General features: G+C 61.0%; 22 protein-coding genes. 5 read left to right on the top strand and 17 right to left on the bottom strand.

Translation table 11 applies throughout. The features are described 5' to 3' along the window. The first annotated feature begins 21 nt into the window (after positions 1–21). On the top strand, positions 22–1,884 hold the full coding sequence (gene aztD / locus IEX53_RS24410) for a zinc metallochaperone AztD (protein ID WP_373288693.1): 1,863 nt from the start codon (positions 22–24) through the stop codon (positions 1,882–1,884). Between the two features lie 93 nt (positions 1,885–1,977). Here aztD and pepT read toward each other — a convergent pair whose 3' ends face one another. Both pepT and IEX53_RS19235 read right to left on the bottom strand, forming a co-directional pair. Beyond that, positions 1,978–3,210 (bottom strand): peptidase T, encoded by a 1,233-nt coding sequence (gene pepT, locus IEX53_RS19240; RefSeq protein ID WP_188825802.1) that lies wholly within the window; start codon positions 3,208–3,210, stop codon positions 1,978–1,980. Between the two features lie 84 nt (positions 3,211–3,294). After that, the gene (locus tag IEX53_RS19235; protein WP_188825801.1) at positions 3,295–4,893 is read right to left on the bottom strand and encodes an ABC transporter substrate-binding protein; all 1,599 of its coding nucleotides are present in this window, start codon (positions 4,891–4,893) and stop codon (positions 3,295–3,297) included. Positions 4,894–5,281: 388 nt separating this feature from the next. Here IEX53_RS19235 and IEX53_RS24010 point away from each other — a divergent pair, with 388 nt between their 5' ends. Both IEX53_RS24010 and IEX53_RS24005 read left to right on the top strand, forming a co-directional pair. Next, positions 5,282–5,935 (top strand): MFS transporter, encoded by a 654-nt coding sequence (locus IEX53_RS24010; protein ID WP_236016276.1) that lies wholly within the window; start codon positions 5,282–5,284, stop codon positions 5,933–5,935. Continuing rightward, positions 5,899–6,267: an MFS transporter gene (locus IEX53_RS24005; protein ID WP_236016275.1), complete on the top strand. Its 369-nt coding sequence runs from the start codon at positions 5,899–5,901 to the stop codon at positions 6,265–6,267. Before IEX53_RS24010 ends, IEX53_RS24005 begins: the two co-directional genes overlap by 37 nt. A 110-nt stretch (positions 6,268–6,377) precedes the next feature. Here IEX53_RS24005 and IEX53_RS19225 read toward each other — a convergent pair whose 3' ends face one another. Then, positions 6,378–7,265 carry a LysR family transcriptional regulator gene (locus IEX53_RS19225; RefSeq protein ID WP_236016274.1) on the bottom strand — a complete coding sequence of 296 codons (888 nt, stop codon included), beginning with the start codon at positions 7,263–7,265 and terminating at the stop codon, positions 6,378–6,380. Positions 7,266–7,389: 124 nt separating this feature from the next. On the opposite strand from IEX53_RS19225, the gene IEX53_RS19220 reads away from it, so the two are divergent. After that, positions 7,390–7,743 carry an antibiotic biosynthesis monooxygenase gene (locus IEX53_RS19220; protein ID WP_188825800.1) on the top strand — a complete coding sequence of 118 codons (354 nt, stop codon included), beginning with the start codon at positions 7,390–7,392 and terminating at the stop codon, positions 7,741–7,743. A gap of 113 nt (positions 7,744–7,856) precedes the next feature. On the opposite strand, the gene IEX53_RS19215 is transcribed toward IEX53_RS19220, so the two are convergent. Further along, complete coding sequence (locus IEX53_RS19215; RefSeq protein WP_188825799.1) at positions 7,857–8,456, bottom strand: gamma carbonic anhydrase family protein; 600 nt, start codon at positions 8,454–8,456, stop codon at positions 7,857–7,859. Between the two features lie 29 nt (positions 8,457–8,485). Then, positions 8,486–8,866, bottom strand: a complete 381-nt coding sequence (locus IEX53_RS19210) for a nuclear transport factor 2 family protein (protein ID WP_188825798.1) — start codon at positions 8,864–8,866, stop codon at positions 8,486–8,488. A 70-nt stretch (positions 8,867–8,936) separates the two neighbouring features. On the opposite strand from IEX53_RS19210, the gene ftrA reads away from it, so the two are divergent. Next, positions 8,937–9,977, top strand: coding sequence for a transcriptional regulator FtrA (ftrA, locus tag IEX53_RS19205; RefSeq protein WP_373288692.1), 1,041 nt, complete (start codon positions 8,937–8,939; stop codon positions 9,975–9,977). 37 nt (positions 9,978–10,014) lie between these two features. On the opposite strand, the gene IEX53_RS19200 is transcribed toward ftrA, so the two are convergent. From IEX53_RS19200 to phnL, 12 genes are all read right to left on the bottom strand, one after another. Next, the gene (locus tag IEX53_RS19200) at positions 10,015–11,277 is read right to left on the bottom strand and encodes an MFS transporter (protein ID WP_188825796.1); all 1,263 of its coding nucleotides are present in this window, start codon (positions 11,275–11,277) and stop codon (positions 10,015–10,017) included. A 389-nt stretch (positions 11,278–11,666) separates the two neighbouring features. After that, positions 11,667–11,813 (bottom strand): DUF3563 family protein, encoded by a 147-nt coding sequence (locus tag IEX53_RS19195; RefSeq protein ID WP_188825795.1) that lies wholly within the window; start codon positions 11,811–11,813, stop codon positions 11,667–11,669. A gap of 230 nt (positions 11,814–12,043) precedes the next feature. Further along, the gene (locus IEX53_RS19190) at positions 12,044–14,008 is read right to left on the bottom strand and encodes a MacB family efflux pump subunit (RefSeq protein WP_188825794.1); all 1,965 of its coding nucleotides are present in this window, start codon (positions 14,006–14,008) and stop codon (positions 12,044–12,046) included. 1 nt (position 14,009) lies between these two features. Further along, the gene (locus IEX53_RS19185) at positions 14,010–15,212 is read right to left on the bottom strand and encodes an efflux RND transporter periplasmic adaptor subunit (protein WP_188825793.1); all 1,203 of its coding nucleotides are present in this window, start codon (positions 15,210–15,212) and stop codon (positions 14,010–14,012) included. Then, positions 15,209–16,648: an efflux transporter outer membrane subunit gene (locus IEX53_RS19180; protein WP_236016273.1), complete on the bottom strand. Its 1,440-nt coding sequence runs from the start codon at positions 16,646–16,648 to the stop codon at positions 15,209–15,211. Before IEX53_RS19180 ends, IEX53_RS19185 begins: the two co-directional genes overlap by 4 nt. Positions 16,649–16,927: 279 nt before the next feature. After that, positions 16,928–17,494, bottom strand: a complete 567-nt coding sequence (gene phnN, locus IEX53_RS19175) for a phosphonate metabolism protein/1,5-bisphosphokinase (PRPP-forming) PhnN (RefSeq protein WP_236016272.1) — start codon at positions 17,492–17,494, stop codon at positions 16,928–16,930. Next, positions 17,484–18,620: an alpha-D-ribose 1-methylphosphonate 5-triphosphate diphosphatase gene (locus IEX53_RS19170; RefSeq protein WP_188825790.1), complete on the bottom strand. Its 1,137-nt coding sequence runs from the start codon at positions 18,618–18,620 to the stop codon at positions 17,484–17,486. Before IEX53_RS19170 ends, phnN begins: the two co-directional genes overlap by 11 nt. A 38-nt stretch (positions 18,621–18,658) precedes the next feature. Continuing rightward, entirely contained in the window at positions 18,659–19,468 is an 810-nt protein-coding gene (gene phnE / locus IEX53_RS19165) for a phosphonate ABC transporter, permease protein PhnE (protein WP_188825789.1), read from the bottom strand. Between the two features lie 223 nt (positions 19,469–19,691). Beyond that, on the bottom strand, positions 19,692–20,684 hold the full coding sequence (gene phnD / locus IEX53_RS19160) for a phosphonate ABC transporter substrate-binding protein (protein ID WP_188825788.1): 993 nt from the start codon (positions 20,682–20,684) through the stop codon (positions 19,692–19,694). 79 nt (positions 20,685–20,763) lie between these two features. Further along, the gene (gene phnC / locus IEX53_RS19155; protein WP_188825787.1) at positions 20,764–21,603 is read right to left on the bottom strand and encodes a phosphonate ABC transporter ATP-binding protein; all 840 of its coding nucleotides are present in this window, start codon (positions 21,601–21,603) and stop codon (positions 20,764–20,766) included. Further along, entirely contained in the window at positions 21,600–22,304 is a 705-nt protein-coding gene (locus IEX53_RS19150; RefSeq protein WP_188825819.1) for a DapH/DapD/GlmU-related protein, read from the bottom strand. The genes phnC and IEX53_RS19150 overlap by 4 nt, the downstream gene beginning before the upstream one ends. Further along, positions 22,304–23,047 (bottom strand): phosphonate C-P lyase system protein PhnL, encoded by a 744-nt coding sequence (gene phnL, locus IEX53_RS19145; protein ID WP_373288691.1) that lies wholly within the window; start codon positions 23,045–23,047, stop codon positions 22,304–22,306. Before phnL ends, IEX53_RS19150 begins: the two co-directional genes overlap by 1 nt. Between the last annotated feature and the right edge of the window lie 3 nt (positions 23,048–23,050).

The following is a 23,050-nucleotide window of genomic DNA, read 5'->3' as shown; positions in this document are numbered from 1 at the left end:
TTGTAATTTAATAACGTATCAATGCATTTCCGCATTCCATTGCGGATCGCAGCGGAAAGACCGGACTACCTTGCCACGAAAGAAAGGAACACAATGAGAATATTCGCCAATCGGAACCGCGTGACAGCCATCATGGCGGCAGCTCTCGCCCTCACCGCGCAGGGCGCGCTCGCAGAGGACGACCATGATACGGAGAAAGCCTGGCGCCTCTTCGTCGCCGACCACACGCAGCCGGTCGTTCGCGCCATCGATTTCGAAACGGGCAAGGAGCTTGGCCGTTATCAGCTCAAGGGCTATGCAGCGCTGACCGCCAGCGCCTCCGGACAGACGATTTTCGCCACGCAGGCAGACCAGGACATCACCCATGTCATCAAGAGCGGCATCGAATTTTCCGACCACGGCGATCATCGCGATCTCAACGTCACGGACACCGCGCTTCTTCCCGTGACCTTCGAAGGCGCGCGGCCGGGCCATGTGGTTCCGCATGACGACCATGCGGTGCTTTTCTATGACCGTGGTGGCAAGGCGGACATTATCGACGAAGCGGCCCTTCTCGAAGGCAAGGTGCAGGTGCGCAGCATCGATACGACCAAGCCCCATCACGGTGTCGCTGTTACCATGGGCCGCCATGTCCTCGTATCGGTGCCCGACACGAAAGCCGAGACCGCGCCAGACAAGCTGCCGCCCCGCATCGGGCTGCGCGTTGTCGACAAGGATGGAAAGCAGGTTGGCGACATCGCCACATGCACGGACCTTCATGGCGAAGCCACATCCGCGCGTCTCGTCGCCTTCGGCTGCAAGGAAGGCGTTCTGATCGCCCGTCCGGGCGGCATCGACGGCCCGAAGCTGCAAATGCTCCCCTACCCTGCCGACTTCCCGAAGGGCTATACAAGCACCCTACTTGGCGGCAAGGCGATGCAGTTTTTCCTTGGCAATTACGGGGAGGACAAACTCGCCCTCATCGACCCGGACAATGAGAAGCCGTACCGGCTGGTCGAGCTTCCGACCCGGCGCGTCGATTTCGTGCTCGACCCGGCAGAACTGCGCAATGCCTACATCCTTACCGAAGACGGCAATCTCCATGTGCTTGATGTGATCAAGGGCGAGGTCGTCCGCAAGGGCAAAGTCACGGAGCCCTACAGCAAGGACGGGCATTGGCGCGATCCGCGCCCGCGCTTGGCCGTTGCCGATGGTGAGATAGCCATCACCGATCCGCGCCGTTCCACCATCCGTGTGATCGACCCGGAAACGGTGAAGGAAATCCGCACGATCCCGGTCGAAGGCCAGCCCTTCTCCATCGTCGCCGTCGGCGGCTCAGGCGCGGCTCACGGGCATTCCCATGACCATAATGACCCTGTGTACAAAGGCTATTTCGAGGATAGCCAAGTCAAGGAGCGCCCCCTTTCGGACTGGGCTGGAGATTGGCAGTCGGTCTATCCCTATCTCCAGGACGGAACACTCGATCCAGTGATGGAACACAAGGCCAAGCAAGGCGGCAAGTCCGCCGACGAATACCGCGCCTATTATGACATCGGCTACCGGACAAATGTCGAGCGGATCGAGATCAAGGGCGACACCGTGACATTCTTTGAAAAGGGGAAGCCGCTGCGGGCCCGCTATGCAGGCGATGGCCACGAGATCCTGACCTATGAGAAGGGCAATCGCGGTGTTCGCTTCATCTTCAAAAAGGTGGAGGGCGACGAGGCCGCGCCGCAATATATCCAGTTCAGCGACCACAAGATCGCGCCGGAAACCGCCGACCACTATCATCTCTACTGGGGCAATGACCGCGCCGCCCTGCTGAAGGAAGTGACGAACTGGCCGACCTATTATCCATCCTCTATGGGCGCGAAGGAAATCGTGCGCGAGATGATGGCGCACTAACGGGCGCACGCCCATCCTGACCAGCCGGCGCGATGGAATGGCTACTCCATCGCGCCGGACCTGCAATATGGCTCAATGCGCCTCCCACCGGGGCTATTTTGCCTGCCTGGCGCTCTTCAATATCTGGATCACCATCTCCGACGCCTTGGTGAGGGAGCTGACCGGAAGAAACTCATAGATCGAATGGAAATTATGCGCGCCGCAGAAGAGGTTGGGGCAAGGCAGGCCCTTTTCAGACAGCACCGCGCCGTCATAGCCGCCGCGCATCGGCACGGGTGCCGGCTCCACTCCGATGGCGCGCATCGCCCGTAGCGCCAGATCGACCGAATAGCGGTTCTCGCCCTGCAGGCTTTCGGCGACGTTCCGGTAGACGGGCTTGAAATCCACATGGACCGTGCCGGCGCCGTAAAGCTGGTTGAAGCTCGCGGCCATATTTTCGATGAAAGCCCGGCGCGCCTCGAAGCCATCGCGCGTGAAATCTCTGATATCGATGACCAGCGTCGTTTCAGCGACCGTGCCCTGAATGCCCTTCGCCCAATAATAGCCTTCGGTGCCCTCGGTATATTCGGGACGCTCACCGCCCGGCATCATCCCAATGAACGCCTGCGCATAGAGGATGGCATTGCGCAGCTTGCCCTTCGCCGACATCGGATGCGCCGGCTGGCCCTTGAAGGTCAGGCGGAATTCACCGGCATTCCAGTTTTCATAGACGATCTCGCCAATGGCGCAGCAATCGAGCGTATAGGCGAAATCGGCATTGAGGGAGGCAACGTCCAGGGCCTTTGCACCGAGAAGCCCGATTTCCTCATCGGGAACGAAGACGATTTTCACCTCACCATGCTCGATTTCCGGATGGGTGATCAGCACCTGCATAGCATGCATGATCTCGGCAATGGCGGATTTATTGTCCGCGCCTAGCAGGCTGGTTCCATCGGTAACGATGATCCGGTCGCCGATATAGCGTTCAAGTTCGGGGAATTCGGAAACCCGCATCGTCGCGCCGGTCGCCGTGTTGAGCAGAATATCGCCGCCCTGATAGTCGACTACATGCGCGTGGGTATCGGTCGTATATTCGCTTGAGGTATCGAGATGGGCGACCCAGGCGATGGTGGGGAATTTGTGGTCTGGATTTTTCACATTGGCGGGCAAGGTGCCCACCATGATCGAATGATCGCGCTCCTCGACGCTCATGCCCATGGCACGCATTTCATCTGCGAGGAGTTTCGCAAGCACCGTCTGCCCGGGGCTCGAAGGCAGCTGGCCTGCATTGGGTACGGCGGTGCTGTTGATGCTGACATAGGCGAGGAAGCGTTCTACGATGTCCATGGGTCTTGTTCTTGGCCTCAATCAAAAATGAAGAATAGCGGGCAACGCCGCCCGCTATCCGATGGTGTGGCTTAAGCGAAGGATTTACTCCTCGATATCGACGCCTTCGAAGAGATAGCCGCCGAAGGGATCGATGCGGAAATCCTTGACCTTTTTGCTGACGGGCTGCTCCACGATCTGGTGGGCGATGGTCAGCCACGGGGCCTGCTCCTTGAAGATGACCTGCGCCTGCTCGTAAAGCTTCGTACGCTCTTCCCTGTCGGGCGTCAGCTTGGCCGCCTGGATCAGCTTCTCGAAATCGGGATTGCACCAGTTCGCGCGGTTGGCGCTGCCGATGGCCTGGCAGCCCAGAAGCGCGGCAAGAAAATTGTCCGGGTCGGCGATGCCGCCCGTCCAGCCGAGCATGACTGCGCCGTCACGGTCCTTTTCCAGCGAGCGCTTGAGATATTCGCCCCAATCATAGCTGACGACCTCCACCTTGACGCCGACTTTCGCGAAGTCCGCCTGTATAAGCTCCGCCGCGCGGCGGGCGTTCGGCATATAGGGGCGCTGGACCGGCATGGCCCAGATCTTCATCGTTAAATCCTTGACGCCGGCTTCATCGAGAAGCTTGCGCGCCTTTTCGGGATCGTAAGGATCGTCCTTGACGTCCTTGTTATAACCCCAGACGCTTGGCGGCAGCGGATTGACCGAGGGAATCGCCGCGCCGAGATAAACCGCATCGATGATGGCGGATTTGTTGACCGCCATGTTCAACGCCTTGCGCACGCGCACGTCGTTGAAGGGCTTCTGCAGGGTGTTGTAGGCGAGGTAGGAAAGGTTGAGCCCCTCCTTCTGCAGCATCGTGAGCGCCGGGTCCTTCTTCATCTCGGCGATGTCAGCGGGGTTCGGCGACGCAATAACGTGGCACTCGCCCGACCGCAGCTTCTGCTCGCGCACCGCTGCATCCGGCGTGATGGCGAAGAGGAGATTGTCGATCTTCTGCTTGCCGCCCCAATAATCCGGGTTTGCCTGATAGCGGATGACGCTATCCTTCTGATAGGCGATGAACTGGTATGGCCCGGTTCCGATCGGCTGCTGGCTCAGATTCGAAATCCGGCCTTCGGCAACAAGCTTGTCGGCATATTCCTTCGACTGGATGACGGCGAAGGTCAGCGACAGCGTGGAAATGAAGGTCGCTTCGGGATGGGCCAGAACGAACTTGACCGTGTGGTCGTCGATCTTCTCGATACGGTCGATCAGCGAAGGGAAGGAATAGGCGCCGAATTGCGGCCAGGTGCCTTCACTGTAAAACGGGTTGTTCTTGTCCTTCTGGCGCTCGAACGAGAAAATCACGTCATCGGCGTTGAACTCACGCGTCGGGGTGAAAAAGCTCGTCGTGTGGAACTTGACGCCCTTGCGCAAGTGGAACGTATATTCCTTGCCGTCGGGCGAGACTTCCCAGCTCTCGGCAAGGCCCGGCTCCAGTTCCGTCGAGCCGCGTTTGATCTTGATCAAACCGTTCGATATGTTGCGCGCCGATGCGTCATAGACCGCGCCGGATGTCGTCTGCGCGGCATCGAAGTTTTCAGGCGATGCCTCCGAGCAATAGACGAGGGTCTTGGCGAAGACCTGTTCCGCGGCAGTGCTGTTGAGCGCGGTCGCCACGAGTGCGGCCGACAATATTTTCCCATAGATTTTCACGAAGCTGCATTCCCTTGCATTCGGCATAGTCATTTATTGGGCCAGGCGGATGGACCGGACGCGGACGCGGCGGCTGGCAAGCGGATATCATGTCACCCATAGCCATGGCTCGCAATGTGACAACTCGTCGACTGTGGCAGAATGACGAAGCCTGTTCACTGCCGCTTCCATAGGCTTCAAGCCACATCTGTTCTCTCACCTGCTGGTTTCCATCAAAACCCGCATAAACAGCAGGCCGAGCCATTCGGTGGAGAAATGGCAGGCTGGTCGATATTCGACGCCGGCCATTGACGCTGAAAGGGTGAAGCATCCATACCACGGGTGATTACCGGATTGACTTCGACTTCATTTTAGCGCCGCCCAGTCGGCACTTGCGTGCAGAAGGCCTATGACCCTTTCCATCAGTTTTCGCGAGTGCATCGCTCTCTATGCCCTTCTGACGTCGATCACCTCGATCAGCTTCGACGCGCTTTTGCCTGGGTTACGGCAGATCGGAGCGGATGTCGGCGTGACGCCTCCTCTCTCCACGCGGCATGTCATCTCGCTCTTCATCTTCGGCATGGCGTTTGGCGAATTGTTTCTTGGGCCTCTCTCGGACGCCATCGGACGGAAGAAAGCGCTTGTCCTCGGCCTCGGCGTTTATGCCCTCGGCACAATCATAGCCATGCTGGCCGGGTCGCTCGAGATGGTGATCCTCGGGCGGCTTCTCCAGGGGGCGGGCGTTGCCGGTCCGAAGATCGCGACGCGGGCCATGATCCGGGACCCGTTCGAAGGCGATGCCATGGCGCGTGTCATGTCCTTCATGTTCACGCTTTTCATCCTGGTGCCGACGCTGGCACCCGCCTTGGGGCAAGGCATTATCGCGATTGGCGGGTGGCGCGGTGTTTTTGTGCTCTATCTCGTGATGGCCGGCCTGCTCGGCCTTTGGCTGGTGCTGCGGCAACCCGAGACATTGCCCGTCGACAAACGAATAGCCTTCCGTCCGAAACTGCTTCTGTCGAACGGATGCGCATCCTGTCGAACCGCCGCGTGGCGATGCTGATCGCGACCACCGGTTTGGTATTCGGCGCACAGCTTCTCTATCTCGGCACGGCGGCCGATCTCTTCCTCGATGCCTATGGGATCGCCGAAACCTTCCCCCTCTACTTCGCGGCGCTTGCGGCGGGAATAGGGCTTGCCTCGTTTCTCAATGCGAAACTCGTCCAGCGCTTCGGAATGGACGCCATGGCGCGCGTCGCCTTTCTGGGCCTGACCGTCGCAGGTCTTTTAATACTGCTTGCCGCGACCCTATGGGGCGGACGGCCACCCCTCCCGGTTCTCATGCTGCTCGGCTTCGCCGCCTTTTTCGCCATCGGGATCCTCTTCGCAATCTGAACGCGATGGCCATGCGCTCGCTTGGTGAAGTGGCTGGTTTGGGCGCATCGTTGATCGCCTCGGGGTCGAGCCTCATCGCTACCTTGTTCGCCGTCGCAATGGGCGCGTTCTCATTTGGAGAAAAGATTGGCCGCCATATAGTCCACGAACGCCCTGACTTTTGGAGAAAGATATCGATTGGTCGGCCAGAGAACACAGAAAGTGCCCGTATCGGCGAGATAATCGTCCAGTAACGGCACCAGTTTGCCGTCGGCGATTTCGGAAGCCACGGCAAATGGAGGAAGGCAAGTGATCCCGAATGATCGCTCCGCAAGGAAGATCAAGGGCTCAAGCGTGCTCGCGACCGTCGTAACCGGCAGGTCGATCCTGAGTTCACGACCATCGCGAACGAGCGGCCAAGGCTCGAGCTTTCCGGAATTGGCGAAACGGTGGTGAAGACAGCGGTGCCGGGCCAAATCTTCGGGTACCTCCGGACACCCATGAGCCTCGATATAGCCGGGCGCCGCCACGATCCTGTGCCTGAAAGTGCCGAGTTTGCGGCTCATCAGCCGTGTGTCCTTGACCTCTCCCGTTCGGATGACTGCGTCGAACCCCTCCTCAATGACGTCCACCAGGCGATCGGTAAAATCGAGATCGAGATTGATTTCCGGATAGGCATCCATGAAGCCCGCTATCGTCGGCATCAGGAGCATGCCCGCCAGCGGAAGGCTGACACGAAGTTGCCCGCGCGGAACCATTTGCGATCGGGAAAGCTGCGCCTGGACAGTCTCATATTCAGAGTGGATGCGCCGGCATGCATCGAGGAAGAAACTCCCCTCTTCCGTCATTGCCATGCTGCGGGTCGAGCGATTGAACAATCGCACGCCCAACTCATCCTCCAGGCGCGCAATGGCTTTGCCGACGGCGGATCCGGAGATGCCGAGACGGTGACCGGCCGCTACGAAGCTTCCCGCTTCCGCAACCTGGATGAATATGCCGAGCGTTCCGAGCTTGTCCATGGTTTCCCCATTAAGGAATTTTCTTCCTTTATGTAGGGAATAGCGGCCCATTTATCCCCTATTTTTCCTTCGCTATCCAGATGCTGCCGCGGCTGAAACAGCCCGGCTTCAAATGGAGACACGCATGGAAACGAAACCTCTTGCAGCTTTTGCTGCCTCTCCCGCTCCCACGACCTTCGTGGTCAACGTCATTCACGCCCACCCGGGAAAGCAGGAACAAGCTTTTGCCATCATCCAGGATGTCGTGCATTACGTCGCCGAACGAAAGGAAGGGTTCCTCTGGAGCAGCCTTGCAAAAAGCACGGATGGGCAGACGGTCGTCAACATCGAGGCAATCCAGGGAGCCGGCAATGTCGACGAATTCTTTTCCGATCCTGTATTTGCCGAGAAGTTCCGGAAGCTGGACGAGGTCTCGAAAAGTGAATTCCACATCTACACGGTCGGGGACCTGATTCTCCCCAAGCCTATGACGCGATAACCGCGGCGCGGCAAGTTCTGAAAGAGTGTGGAAAGCTTCGTGCCTTTCCACACTTCAGCCGCGGTTCCGACGGAGCCGGGCACCGCTTCCAATGCCCGCGATACCACCGGCATCTACCGGCTGTTCTCGTCTCGATGAATCCCAAGAGCTTTGGACAGGCCCGATGTTATGGACTTCATCACATCGGGAGAGTTCCTGTCGACGCCATAGACAAAGCCGGGAAAATCCAGTGGCTTCTGGAGGGCCCAGATGGCTTCGTGCTGGTCCGGCGGCAGAATTTGCGCGGGGTCGCCGACAGCGACCCAACCGATCGGCACGGTCGAGCCCGGCTCCAACCGCGTCCGCAGATGCACGGTCCCGTTGATGCGGACCTCCGCCCCGCGCCCGATCTGCGCCCCGTGAAACACGGCTGCCCCGGTGGCGACGAAAACCTCATCGTCGATTTGTGCGCCGGCCACATGGCTGTTAGGACCGAGCAGGCAATGATCACCGATGGAACAGTCATGGCGGCTCGTGGCGCGGATCACGGCATTCTCGAGCACGATGCAATTCCGTCCGATGCGGATGGAGCCGCCGGCTTCCGCCACCAGGCGGGCACCATGCATGATCCTGCTGCCCGCGCCGATGATAACATCGCCACAGACCGTCGCATCCTGCGCGACCCAGGCATCGGGATCGATCGATGGCGACCGTTCTTCATACGACAAAATCAATGTTTCACTCTCCTGTCTCATCCCGAACGCTACGACGATGCCGCCAGACGTTCAAGACGCCAGACCTTGGCGACGATCCGCCAGCCCTCGACGCCTCTCACGAAGCAAAGATGATCGATGAAGATGTTCGCGTGGATCCGCAGCCTGACCTTCACGGTAGCGGCAGCGGGTGAAAGCCAGTCGATCAGGATGATTTCGTCTTCGCGATCCTGCAAGCGGCTTGCCGGAGATTCGCGCCGGGCGATCACCTCGCGATAGTCCGCGATCGGATCGACCGTGATCGCCCCTTCATCCGCGTCGAACAGGCTGCATGCCGGATGAAAAATCTGGTCGAAGAGTGCGAGGTCGCAGGCGTACAGGGCGTCGAAATAGGTCTGTATAGCGTTGAGAAGGTCGTCGTCGCGGCGCATCGTATTATCCCGTGATTGTTTGCCGGGTGCCGGTGTCGCATGGCCGAAGCGCCGGTTGCCAGTGGCAGGATTGCCAGATAAGATTGCATTCATGCCAAAAAATGAGACCGCCCGCTTTCCCGCGAACAGGCATGTCGTCAGCCTGGTTTATGACGGCCTGTGCACCTTCGAGTTCGGGATCACCACCGAAGTCTTCGGCTTGGCCCGCCCCGAAGCCGGGCCGGACTGGTACCGCTTCCAATCGGTTTCGCTGGAGGGCCCGGTTCTTCATGCCTGCGGCGGCCTGACTGTCGCGGCGACGGGCACCGAGGCCGATCTGCACGCGGCGGGAACGATCATCGTACCGGGCTGGCGCGGGCCGGAGGCGCCTGTGCCGGACCAGATCTGCGACGCGCTGGTCCGCGCTCACCGCCGCGGCGCGCGCATCATCTCCATCTGCGGCGGCGCCTTCGTCCTTGCAGCCGCCGGCTTGCTCGACGGCCGCCGCGCCACGACGCATTGGCGCTTTGCCGAAGGTCTCGCCCGGCGCTACCCCACCATCGAGATCGACGCGAACTGCCTCTATATCGATGATGGAGACGTTCTCACCTCGGCGGGCAGCTCAGCGGGGATCGATCTGTGCCTGCATGTCGTCCGCTCGGATTTCGGAGCGGAGCTTGCCAACAATGTGGCCCGGCGCCTGGTGATGTACAGCCATCGCCAGGGTGGACAATCCCAGTTCATCGAGCGCCCCGTGCCCCTGAGGCGGGAGGCGGACCGGCTGTCATCGATCCTGGACCATATTCTGGCCAACCTCCGCCTTCCGCATACGGTCGCCTCCCTCGCCCGCCATGCCGGCATGAGCGAACGCACCTTTCAGCGCCGTTTTCACGCCCTGACCGGCCTGCCGCCGCTCAAATGGATTCTCAGGGAGCGGCTGGAGCAGGCCCGCATCCTGCTGGAGACGGGCTCCGCCACTCCCGATGACATCGCCGGGGCGACCGGACTTGGAAGCGCCGAGAACCTGAGGTTTCAGTTTAGCCGGCTTTACGGGGTCAGCCCGTTGGTCTACCGCAATCGTTTCGCGCAACGGCCGGTGACAGGCCACCGCTTCGCAAGCGGCCCGGTCTGAATTCATAGGACCGCGGACTTCCGCCGCCATCCTCAATTCATGCGGCGAGGCAAGCACCGCGCAAATATGGCCCGGCTGCAGTTTCCGGCGAGCCTGCCGAAGATTGATGTGTCGCCATTTTCGGCGGTGGCATGCGCGTGCCAATGGCGAACAGAATTGCGCTGAGGGCCGCAAATCCGGCAAACAGCAGGAACATCCCAGGTCCGCCAAAAGCGCCGAGCATGGCGCCGCCCAGCGTCGGTCCCACGAAATTGCCGATCGTAGAAAACGAGTGAGCGCCGAAATAACTGCCTCTGTTCCGGTTGTCCGAGATGCCGTCGACGAGCATATATTCGGAAGGCACGACGAGAATCTCGCCAATGGTGAAAACGACCATCGCGGCCGCCAGCCCCCAAAAGCCGGCGGCGCTGAGAAACCCGATTTCACCGAAGAGGAACAGAACACAGCCGACTATCAGGGCATTCAGCGCGCCGGCGCGTTCAATGAATCGGCGCGCGAACGGGTTCCCAATCAGGACGGCCACCCCGTTGATCGAAACGAGATAGGCATAGATTTCCATGCCTCCGGCGACATTCCCCGTAAGGTAGGGGGCGAGCGTCGCCGACCACTGCCCATAAACCGCAATCAGCAATGTGCCGCCGCCGACAAAGAAAGCCAGCCGTGGATCGCGGATCGCAGCCTTCAGGCTTCCCAGCAGCGGCGCCTGTGCTGGAGCTTGCGAAGCATCCGTTCTGTTGTGAACCGGAACCCGCTGCACGTGCAGGACGAGCGCGAACATCGCGTAGACAACGCCTGCAATGATGAAAAGAGCGGTCGACGCAGCACCGGCGGCAATCCCGACCAGCGGTCCGACGGCCCAGCCGGCATTCGTGGCCGTGTAACGCCAGGAAAAGTACTTGAGACGCAGCGGCTCGGGGCAAACGTCACTCATCAGGGCGCGGGAAATCGGCTCATAGATCGCCAGAGCAATAGCCGCCACGACCTGAGCGACGCAAAATGCCACGACGGTTTCGGCCAATCCCATGCCAACCAATGCAAGGGCCATTGAAACCAGGGTGAGCATCATCACGGTCTTGCGTCCCACCCTGTCGGACAGGGTACCTGCGAAGGGAGCCGCAACGGCGCCGACCAGGGGACCGATCCCCAAAAGCGCACCAATCATGGCTGGACCGAGCCCGAATGACTGCTGAAGCTTGATGGCAAGGAACGAGAGCGTCATCGCGCGCGCGGTGCTTACAAGTCCTGATCCCGCGACGAGGAGCAGGACGTAATTCAGCTGTTGTTTCTCGTGTCCCATCATCGCTCCCGCAATTCATAGCGATCAATGAAGGCCGCCGACGCCCTCCTTTATATCATTTCCGACCTGATGCAGCCCCCCTGTCGGAGCATCAGGCCACATATGTTTAGCTTCTCCAAAAATATGTTTGTACGTGCAATTATATCGACATCATCGAGCGGCAGCAGCGTGTAGCGCGGAAGGCACCGATGCCCCCTTTCCCTCAACCGAGAGAACTGTCGGTCCTGGTTGCTTCAAACCAGCCGGGCAGTCCGATATGGGACATGCGCTTCCGCCACTTGGCGACGGTCTTCCAGGCCATCGCGTCGATCACCCGGCATCGCTTCCGGAAAGCGGACCTTGACCGTGTTGCCCGGCGAAGCTGGCATCAGACACCCGAAGGGCTGGCCGCCTCAGCGTCCCAGGATGCCACGATCGATCTGACGTTGCCGATATTCCAGATCGATCAGATCGTGAGCTTCCGAAAGATATGCGAATTCTTTTTCTTCTCGAGAACGGCCCCGGAGAGCTTTTGCTAGGCGTTTGATTGGCTTGATCATGGGAGACCCCTTGTCGAAATTATCTTGTTCATCAAAAATACATTGCTATGGACAGAGGCACTACTACGGAATCGTCCTGGGCAGGGTTGCAATGCATGCATGGCTGGGAATTCCGTATTTTTAACGAGTAGTTAAAACCGACCCGACGAACAAACCGCTGAGCGTTCGCTCTACCGCGATATTGATAACCGGCGCGCGCATCGAGGGGTGAGCGCGAGAACCTTCTCGCGTCAATCCCGCGCCAGCGCCACCACGGGATCGAGCTTCGAGGCGTTGCGGGCGGGAACGAAGCCGAAGCCGATGCCGATGAGGCTCGAGCAGAGGATGGCGATGACGATGGAGGCGGGCGAGTATATTAAGCGAAAATCTGGCACGAACTGCGCGAAAAGCTCGCCCAATCCGGTGGCGATGAGAATGCCGAGCACGCCGCCGATGAGGCAGACCAGAACGGCCTCGATCAGGAATTGCTGCAGGATATCGCTCTGCCGCGCGCCGACGGCCATGCGCACACCGATTTCGTTGATCCGTTCCGAAACCGCCACGAGCATGATGTTCATGACGCCGATCCCGCCGACGAACAGCGATATGGCGGCAATGCTGGAGATAAGAAGGGCGAGCGTCGCGGTCGTCGCCTGCACGGTCTGCTGCAGCGTGCCGGTGTTGAAGATCGAGAAATCCTTCGTGCCATGCCTTTTCGTCAGGAAGGCCGTTATCGTCGCCTCGGCCACCGAGGGATTCATGGTATCGGCGATGCGCACCATGATCATCTGCAAGGACTGCGAGCCCGTCATGCGGGTCTCCACCGTCGTATAGGGCAGGTAGACCGTCAGCCTCTGCCCGGCGCCCGGACCGTTCTCCTCCGCCTTTGAGACGCCGATAATGCGGATAGGCACGTTCTTCAAAAGAACGATCCTGCCGATCACCGACCCCGCCGCATTGGGGAAAAGCGTCTTGCTGGTGGTGTCATCGATGACAGCCACCTGCGACATATCGGTCACGTTGCGCTGGTCGAAGAAGCGGCCTTCCAGCAATTGGGTGTTTCGGGTGGCGAAATATTCAGCTCCCACGCCATTGACGGAAACGCTGACTTCCTTGTCGCCGACCCGGACGGTCGAGCTCGTCGCATTATAGGGCGTCGCGGCGATCACATAGGGAAGCTTCGCGATCTCCTCGGCATCGGCGATGTTAAGCGTGGTGACCTGCGCGGCTCTCAGGTCGCCGAAGCCCTTGCCGGGGTTGATGTAAAGCGTGTTGGTGCCCAGTGCGCTGATCTGGTTCAGGATTTTCGCGCGGGTTCCTTGGCCCAGCGCCACCACGCTGATGACCGACGCCGTGCCGATGATGATGCCGAGCATCGTCAGGAATGTCCGCAGCCGGTGCGCGTTCATCGAGCGCAGCGCCATGGTGAACGCCTCGGAGAAGCGGTCGCGAAAGCTCGAAAGGAAACGCGGCTTTCCGGCTTTGCGATGGTCCAGCCGTTGCGCTTCCGTCCCGTCCCCGCCACCGTCCGTCCGCGTGTCGGAGACGATTTCGCCGTCGCGGATTTCGATGATGCGCTGCGCCCTCGCCGCCACCTGCCGGTCATGCGTGACGATGATGATGGTGTGGCCTTCGCGGTTCAATTCCTGGAGGATGCCCAGCACCTCCTCGCCGCTATGGCTGTCGAGGGCGCCTGTCGGCTCGTCCGCCAGGATGACATCGGCGTCGTTGATGAGGGCGCGGGCGATGGAAACGCGCTGCTGCTGGCCGCCAGACAACTGGCTCGGCCTATGATGGACGCGGTCGCCCATTCCCAGCCGTTCGAGAATGGCTGCGGCCCTCTCGCGCCGCGCTTCCCGGCTTTGCCCCGAATAGATGGCGGGGATTTCGACATTCCCCAGCGCATCCAGCTCACCCAGCAGATGATAGCGCTGAAAGATGAAGCCGAAATGCTCACGCCGCAATTGCGCCAGTTCATCGGGCTCAAGTTCCGATGTCGAGCGGCCCGAAATCAGATATTCTCCTTCCGACGGGCGGTCGAGGCACCCCAGGATGTTCATCAGCGTGGATTTACCGGAGCCGGACGTGCCGATGATCGCCACCATCTCGCCGCGCTCGATGGTGAGGTCGACATGCTTCAGGGCGGTCGTGACCTCATCGCCCGACGGATATAGCCGGGACACGCCCTTGAGCGAAATCAGCGGCCTTTTAGCCATCTCAGAATACCACTCTTCGGCCGTTGCCCGCCGGAGGACTGCCGCTATCCACGACAACCTTGTCACCTTCTTTCAGGCCCGACAGGATCTGCGTGTTGACCTTGTCGGTGATGCCGGTCTCGACGGTCCGCTCCGCGATCCTGTTGCCATCGGTCACGACGCGAACGGTCGCTTTGTTGGGCTCATTGGTCGGCTTCATGGCGGAAACCGGGGCGATCAGCGCATCCTTCGCATTGGCCAGGATAATGTGGACCTCAGCCGTCATATAGGTTCGAAGCAGCCCATCCGGGTTGGGAACACTGAATATCCCCTTGTAATAGATGGCCGAAGCGGTGGGCGAACTGGAGGATGCGGACTGTGTCGACGGGGTGAAGCTCTTGTCGCTGACGATCGAATCGGGCGCTGGCTCGATCTGCTCGAGCTTCGCGTCGTAGCGCTTTGAATTCTGGCTGGATATGGTGAAATAGAGCGGCATGCCGACACGAACCTGCGTTATGTCCGCTTCCGATATATTGGCCTCCACCGTCATGGTGTCGAGCTGGCCGATCACGGCGATCATCGGCGCGCTCTGCTGGGCGTTGACCGTCTGGCCTTCCTGAACGGCGGTGGCGAGCACCGTCCCGTCGATCGGGGCCGTGATACGGGTATAGCCGAGATTGGTCTGGGCGATCTGCACGCCGATTTTGGAAGCCTCGATCGTGGCTTCGGCGTAAGCGACCTGCGCCTGCTTGGCCTTTACATTGCTAACCGCCTTGTCATATTCGGCGCGGGCGACGGCATTCTTGCCGATCATCATCTGGTTGCGGGCGAGATCCTCCTGCGCCAGTTCCAGATCGGCGAGGTTCTGGTCGCGGGTCGCTTCGTTCTGCCGCAGTTGGGCCTCGGCCTTGTTCAACTCGTTTTGAAGATTGGTCGAGTCGATGAGGGCGATGACTTCGCCAGCCTTTACCTTCTGCCCCGACCTCACCTTGAGCGAAAGGACGCGGCCCGTCACCTGCGCGCCAACCGCGACCAGCACCTTGGGCCGCAGCGTTCCCGTGGCGAGCACCGAGCTTTCGATATCGCCGCGCCGGATCGTGGTCGTCGCCGGCAGCGGCGCTTCCTTCGTGACGGTTCGCAGGGCGCAATAGCCCATGAGCAGCAGCGGGATGAGAATCCCCAGCCAGAGCCGCCACCGGAAACGGCGTTTCGAGCGTGGTGTCATAGGCGCCTCTCATCATGTGCCGGCTGGGCGGGCTGGACGAAGCGCGGGCCGGTATAGCCGTCGACGACTTCCGGTTTTTCCACATCGACGACACCGCCCCAGCCGCCGCCCAGCGCTTTCTGCAGGTCGATATAGTTGAGAACCAGGTTGGTTCGCGCCTGGCTCAGATCGGTTTCGGCGGACAGGAGATTGCGCTGCGCCTCCAGCACCTCGACGAAACTCTTGGCCCCGGCCTCATATTGGTCGAGCGTCAGCTCGTTGATTTTGCGGTAATTGCCGGCAATTTTCTGCAATTGTGCCACGCGCAAACGGTTCTGGTTGAGCGCCACGCTGGCGTTTTCCACTTCGCTCAACGCGGTCAAGATCGCCTTGCGATAGGCGATGAAGGACTGGTCCCGCGTGGCTCTGGCCGCTTCGACATTAGCATTAAGCTGCCCGCCGTTGAAGATCGGGATGCTGAGGCTCGGCCCGAAGCTCCAGCTGATCGTCGAGAGCCTGCCTAGGTCACCGATGCGGGAGCCGCCGGTGCTGATATTGCCCGCGAGCGAAACATCCGGGTAAAGCAAAGCCTGCTTTTGGCCGATGCTGGCCGTGGCGCTGGCGTAATCGCGCTCCGCCGCGCGGACATCGGGCCGGCTCAAAAGCAGATCGGCAGGCACCCCGGCGGGAACATTGCGCGGAACAGCCGGGATCGGCCGGCTCTTGTCGAGGAGACCCGCCAGCACGATGGGGGAGCGGCCCGTCAGCACGGAAAGCTGGTTCAGGTATTTGGCATAATTGATCCGCAGATTGGGTATCTGCGCCGCCGTGGATGCCGCCTGCGTTTCGGAATTGAGCAGATCGACCGCCGTGATATCGCCCGCATCCAGCTTGTTGCGCGTCAGCGCCACGGTCTGTCTTTGCGAGGCGGCGTTACGCTGCGCGATGGCGATGCTCGCCTGCGTCCCGCGCAATTGGGCATAATTGGTGGCGATGTCGCCGATAAGCGTGACGAGGGCGGCGCGCAACTGCTCGTTCTGGGATTCCAGATGATAATAGGCCGCCTCGACGCCGCGCTTGTTGCCGCCGAAGAGATCGAGTTCCCACTGGGTCTTGAAGCTCAGGCTCGCCTGCTTCGAGACGGGCATGCCGGCGCTGTCGGAGCGCGTATAGCTCCCGCCGGCGTCAAGTGCCGGATAAAGCACCCCTCCGGCAGCGGTCAGGTTGGCACGGGCCTCCCGCACCTTCGCTTTCGCCGTCGCCACATCTGGGCTGCCGGCGACGCCATCGGCGATCAGCCGGTCGAGGACCGGATCGTTGAGGTTCTTCCACCAATTGCCCAGGCGAGGCGCCCGCGTATCGGCCTTGCTGCTCCAGCCCGCTGGCGTCACCACCACCGGCTGCTGGTAATCCGGCCCGACAGTAACGCACGCAGCCAATAGAAAAGGAAAAGTCAAAACGATCCCGGATCGCAGCTTATAATAGTTCATCCGGCACCTTGGCGGCATTATTATTCGCTTACCTGATAGTAAGTAGATTTCCGGGGCGACCGACAGATTCCGAATGCCAACGAAATCCAGGGAGCGAATCAGAATCAGTTGGAATGTACGCTTCCGCGCCCAGCCTGTCATCCTCGTAAGTATTTCCGCGCGAGCGCCCTGGACGTATCAATGTCTCGATCCGGCTGGACCTTGAGGCTGATGAACCGGAAAACGTCACGGTAGCCGTTCAGCCGGCTAAACGATATCTCGGAGATGTTTCGCAAGCATCCGGGCGGCTTCTTCAAGACCCGCGGAATTATCGATGCGGATGAAGCGGCGCACGGAAAGCGGGATGTCGCATGCCACGTCCCGCGCTATCCGTTCCCGCACGCGGGCCTCTGTCTCGCGGCCACGACGCATCAGGCGTTCGGCGCGGATTTCGGGCCGTGCGGTGATTTCGATCACATCTATCACCGGGAAAACGCGCGTGGCGTCAGGGATCGCGCGGCGGGAGATATTGGCCACGACCGCGCATCCCGCGCTCACGCTATCCTTAAGTGCGCGGGGCAGGCCGTAACGAAGCCCGTGCGCCTGCCAGGACAGGCAGAATACGCCTCGCCTCGCCGCAGCTCGGAAAGCGGCTTCATCCATCGTGTCGTGATCTTCCAACGTCGTGTCGGCTACGCGCGTCACCACGCGGCGGGCGAAGCGGATGTCCGTCCGCCCGGCAAGCAGCGCGCGGGCCTCGCGCATCAGCGTATCCTTGCCCGCGCCACTCGGGCCGACGATGGCGATAAAAATGCCAAGACGGTTAGGCGACACGCTTTCCCTCCCGCCACACACCGGCGACATAAGGCGGGAGGCTGGCTTCGGCCCGCACGCGCACCAGATCGGCGCGGCGACCGGCCTCTATGCGCCCCCGATCTTCAAGTTTCGCCGCGCGGGCCGGATTGTCCGAAATGAGGCGCACCGCCAACGGCAAATCGAGAATGCGCTTGTCCGCCAAGAGAAACACCGCCTGAAGCAGGCTGAACGGCACGTAATCGGAGGACAGAATATCGAGCGCGCCGTTTTCAAGCAGCTCCAACGCCGAAATATTACCGGAATGGGACCCCCCGCGCACGACATTGGGAGCCCCCATCAGCACCTGTAGTCCTCCCTTTCGCGATGCCAGGGCGGCCTCGACAGTCGTGGGGAACTCCGCCAGCGTGACGCCGAGTTCGATGCCCTCTGCCACATGCTCCGCCGTCGCGTCGTCATGCGAGGCGATGGCGATCGACTGGCCGTGGCAGCGCTCGGCGATGAGGTGCCGGTTGCGCGGGGAGTTCGCCTCGCTTTCCGCGATGCGCCTTTCGCTGAAACGGGCGAATTCCTCATCGCTCAGCTTCTTCTTGCCCTGATAATAGATCCGGTAGGCTTCCAGATTGACGAATTGCCGTTGCCCCGGCGCATGGTCCATCAGCGATGCCAGCCGGATGCGGTCATTGGTCTTCATCGTGTCGAAATGATCGACCACATCGGAAACCGAAACCTCGCAGCGCAGATGGATGAAATGCTCCGCGCGCAGCCGCTTGCCCGCATGGGCGGCGGAAATGGTGGCGGCCATGGCCGACATATCGGCGGCCAGAAGCTCGGTGTCGCCATCGAGCCCCACCCGCAAGGCGTCGAAGACTGTGGTGATGCCTGCTGTGGCAACCTGCCCGTCATGCGCCTGCAAGGCCGCGTTCATGTCCCAGCGCACCCTAGGGCGCGGCTGGAAATGCGTCTCCAGATGGTCCGTATGCAGTTCCACGCAGCCGGGAATGAGATAATCGCCTTCGAAATCCGTGCCCGCTGCGGAACTGCCGGCGGAGATGTCGCTGATCAGGCCGTCCCGGATCAGCACGGAGCCGTGCATGACGCGGTCGGGGAAGACGATGTTGCAGTTGGAAAAGACGATTTCATTCATGGTCGGATATCCGGCTGGGAGGGGAAGATTGCGAGAGATCAGATCACCAGCTTGCGCAATTTCTGCGACAAGAGGTCCATAAGGGTGACGGTGAGGACGACGAGGATCAGGATGGCCGCCGCCTGCGAATAGTAGAAGCCGCGGATCGTCTCGAACATCACCTGCCCGATGCCGCCCGCGCCGATGAGGCCGAGAACGGTGGCGGAGCGGATGTTGGATTCGAGCCGGTAAAGCGAGAAGGAAATCCAGAGCGGCAGCACCTGCGGAATGACGCCAAAGATCACCTGCTGCACCCGCGAGGCTCCCGTCGTGCGGATCGCCTCCACCGGGCGCGGGTCGATGGCCTCCACCGCCTCGGAAAAGAGCTTGGCGAGAATGCCCGTCGTGTGGATGAACAGCGCCATCACCCCGGCAAACGGGCCGAGGCCCACCGCCACGACGAACAGCACCGCAAACACCACCTCATGGATGGCGCGGAAGAAATCCATGAGCCGCCGGACGGGATGGCGTATCCACCAGGGCGCCATATTGCTTGCCGAGAGAATGCCGAACGGCACCGACAGGATCACGGCGAGGAAGGTGCCCCAGAGCGCGATCTGGACCGTGACCACGATTTCGCCGAAATAATACCGCCATTCCGAGAAATCGGGTCGGAGGAAACCGCGCGCATATTGCGCCATGTTGCCGGCATCGGTGAAGAGGAAGATCCAGCGGCCCATTTCCGCCGGCCCCCAGCTTAATGCCAGCGCCAGAACCACGCCCGCCAGCAAGAGGAGATTGCGGTAACCGCCACGGTCGTCGGCCACGGATTTTGGCTCCGCGCTTGCCACCGATGTCAAATCGCTCATTGCATTCAGTCCCTTAAGATTAGCCCATGGCGGAACGGCAGGCACCCCCTCTGGCCTGCCGGCCATCTCCCCCACAAGGGGGGAGATTGATGTGACTTCCGCTTTCGCCAATCGTCAGCGTTGCAGAATAAGGCGCCTTGACCGATGCCATCCAATCTCCCCCCTTGTGGGGGAGATGCCCGGCAGGGCAGAGGGGGGTGTCACTCGCGCGGCGAATAAGGATTTACCCATTCGTCAGCTTGGCCAACTCCGCCTCATACCCGGCCTTCTCCTCGGTCAGCTTCTTGATCTTCGCGGCCTTTTCGTCGGCGCTGAGCTTGGTGTCGCCTTCCGTCTGGCCGATGGCCTTGGTCAGTTCCATGACGCGGATAGGGAGGAGCTGGTTATCGTCGGAGGCGCGGAAGGGAGCCCATTTGAGGCCGGCGAGGACTTGCTTTTCCTCCTCGGCATTGCCGGTCGATTTCTCCGTGCCATAGGTCAGGAAGAAATCGCGGATCTTCGCCTTCGCCTCTTCCGGCAGATCCTTGCGCCACACAACGGGGTCGGACGGGATCAGCGGCGAGCGCCAGATTTCCCGGATTTTCGCATAGGCTTCCGGGTTGTTTTCCTTGATCAGCGCCATGTTCTCGGTGTTATTGGCAGCGGCATCGACCTGGCCGTTGGCGACGGCCATGGCGTTGGTTTCGTGATTGGCGTTGGTCAGGTTCTTGAAGCACTTCTTCGGATCGATGCCGTTCTTGGCAAAGATGAAGGTCATCGGCACGAGATAGCCCGAGGTGGAGTTGACGTCGCCCAGGCCGAAATTGAGGCTATGGTCGCATTTGAGCACATCATCGATCGTCTGGAGCTTCGAATCCTTGGGCACGATGACCAGCGACCAATAGCCCGGCTCGCCGCCGACAGGCACGCTCTGGGCGAAGATCTGGCCATCGGCGCGGTCAACCGCCTCCATCGCCGACTTGTTGCCATACCAGGCAAGTTGCACCTTGTTGAAGCGCATGCCTTCGATCACGCCGGCATAATCCGAGGCGAAGAACGGCTTCACGTCGAGGCCGGTTTGCTTCTTCATGTCGTCGAGAAACGGCAGCCATTTCGTCTTCAAATTCTGCTGCGACTCCGTGGAGATGATGCCGAAATTGATCGTCTCGGCCAGAGCCGCAGAATTCATCGTAAAGACGACGGACATCGCCGCCATGCTTTTCAGTATCGCGTTCATCTGTGTTCTCCGGTTTTGAGAGCATGATCCCGAAAAGTTGCAGACTTTTCGGATAAGATCATGCGGCTATAAACAAGGTTCAGGCTGGTATGAGCTCAGCCCGACCTATCCTGGCTGTCGCCTCCATGGCCGCCAGTCTATCCGCCGGACCATCCGGCAGGACGAGTTCTTCCGATGCCGAGCCATAGAGCCGGGCGAGGAAATCGTTGGTAAGGGCCGAGGACGGGCCGTCATAGACGATGGCACCGTCGCGCATGGCGATGGCGCGCGGGCAATAGCGGCGCGCATATTCGACCTGATGCAGCGAAACGAGCACCGTGATGCCGTCCTTGGCGTTGATATCGGCCAGCACGTCCATGACGCGGCGGGCGGCCGACGGGTCGAGCGCGGAAATCGGCTCGTCCGCGATGAGGATTTCGGCCTCCTGCACCAGCGTGCGGGCAATGGCGGCGCGTTGCTGCTGGCCGCCCGACAGGGTCGAGGACCGCTGGGCCGCCACCTGCGGAATGCCGACGCGCTCCAGCGCCGCGCGCGCCTTCGCCTTCTCCGCCTTGTTGAAAAGGCCGAGCGTTCCGCGCCAGCGCGGCATGCGCCCCAGACGCCCGATCAGCACATTGGTCAGCACGGAAAGGCGTCCGACAAGGTTGAATTGCTGGAAGATGACCGCAACCCGCCCGCGCCGGATACCGCGGAGGAAGCGCCCCGCCGATTGCGTCAGCTCGCCAGATATTTCGATCCGCCCCTTGCCGCCATCGCCCGCCTCAAGCCCGGCAATGTGGCGGATGAGCGTGCTTTTGCCCGATCCGGACGCGCCGATCAGCGCGACCATCTCGCCCTTGTCGAGCGTGAGGCTGACATCGTTCAGCGCCCGGGTGCCGCTATAGCTTTTCGAGAGATTGGAAACAGCGATTGCCGTCATGCGCCTTCTCCCTGTTTTTCAAAGTTAAAGCCCGGTTCGGTGATGCCAGCATGATCGTTCGATGACGGATCGATGAAATTTTCCCGGCTGTCGTAAAGAGCGACGAAATCCTCCGCCGGCAGCCTGCGGAAATCCTCGAGCGCCTCGGCCAGCCGCGCATGGGGCCAGTCCCACCAGGCGAGCCGGTCCATGCGCCGCCCCAGTTCCGCGCTGAACCGCTCGCGGATGAGCCGCGCCGGAACGCCGCCGACGATCGTATAGGGGGCGACATCGCGTGAGACGACCGCGCCCGCGCCGATGACAGCGCCATTGCCGACCGTGACACCCGAGAGGATCGTCGCGCCATGGCCGATCCAGACATCGTGGCCGATGACCACACGCCTGCTGCGCCGCCATTCGAAGAAGCTCTCCTCGTCATCAGCGCCGTCGAAATAATCGCCCGCCCGGTAGGTGAAATGATGCAGCGTCGCCCGCCACGTCGGATGGTTCGGCGCATTGATGCGGACGGCCGAGGCGATATTGGCGAATTTGCCGATTTCGGCGCACCAGATCGAGCAATCCTCCATGACATAGGAGTAATCGCCCAGCACCGTCTCGCTCATGCGCGTACGCGCCGCTACTTCGGTGTAGCGCCCGAGCGTCGATTGGCTGACGCGCGCCGTTTCGTCGATATAGGGAACATTTTCCGACAGTTTCGGCATCACGCAGCCCTCCGCGCTGAAAAGCCCGATACGTCGATCATCCGCGTCGCCACCGCGTCGCGCACCGGCTGGTCATGGAAAATGCCGAGAATGGCGACGCCGGCTGCAAGCTTCTCGCGGATCATTTCGATCACCACATCCCTGTTGGCCGCATCCAGCGAGGCGGTCGGCTCGTCCAGAAGAAGGATGGGATGGTCCGTGATGAAGCCCCTTGCGATATTGACCCGCTGCTTCTCTCCGCCTGAGAAAGTGGCGGGCGGCAGGGAGAACAGCGCTTCGGGCAGGTTGAGCCGCTGCAGCAGCTGCGCCGCCTTTTCCCGCGCCTCCGTTCGGTCTACGCCACGGGAGACGAGCGGCTCGGCCACCACATCGAGCGCCGCCACGCGCGGCACTGCCCGCAGGAACTGGCTGACATAGCCAATGGCGCGGTGCCGCAAGGCGAGGATGAGGCGCGGATCGCCGGTCGCAAGATCATGGGGCGCTTCGTCCTGTTCTGCGCGCACCCAGATGTGGCCTCCATCGACGGCGTAGTTGCCGTAGACCATACGCAGGATCGAGGACTTGCCCGCGCCCGATGGCCCGGCCAGCACCACGCATTCACCGGGGAAAAGATCGAAGGCCACATTTTCCACCACCGGCAGCACCAGCCCGTCGCGCAGGTGCATGGTGAAGGACTTCGCCACTCGGGCAAGAGACAGCACCGCTCCGTCCGCCATCGGCTGTTTTTTCGCTTCCAAAATCATGGG

This window comes from Paramesorhizobium endophyticum, assembly GCF_014640615.1.
Taxonomy (GTDB): Bacteria; Pseudomonadota; Alphaproteobacteria; order Rhizobiales; family Rhizobiaceae; genus Paramesorhizobium; species Paramesorhizobium endophyticum.
The sequence above is the reverse complement of the archived record's forward strand: the minus strand, read 5'-3'. Positions and strand labels throughout refer to the sequence as shown.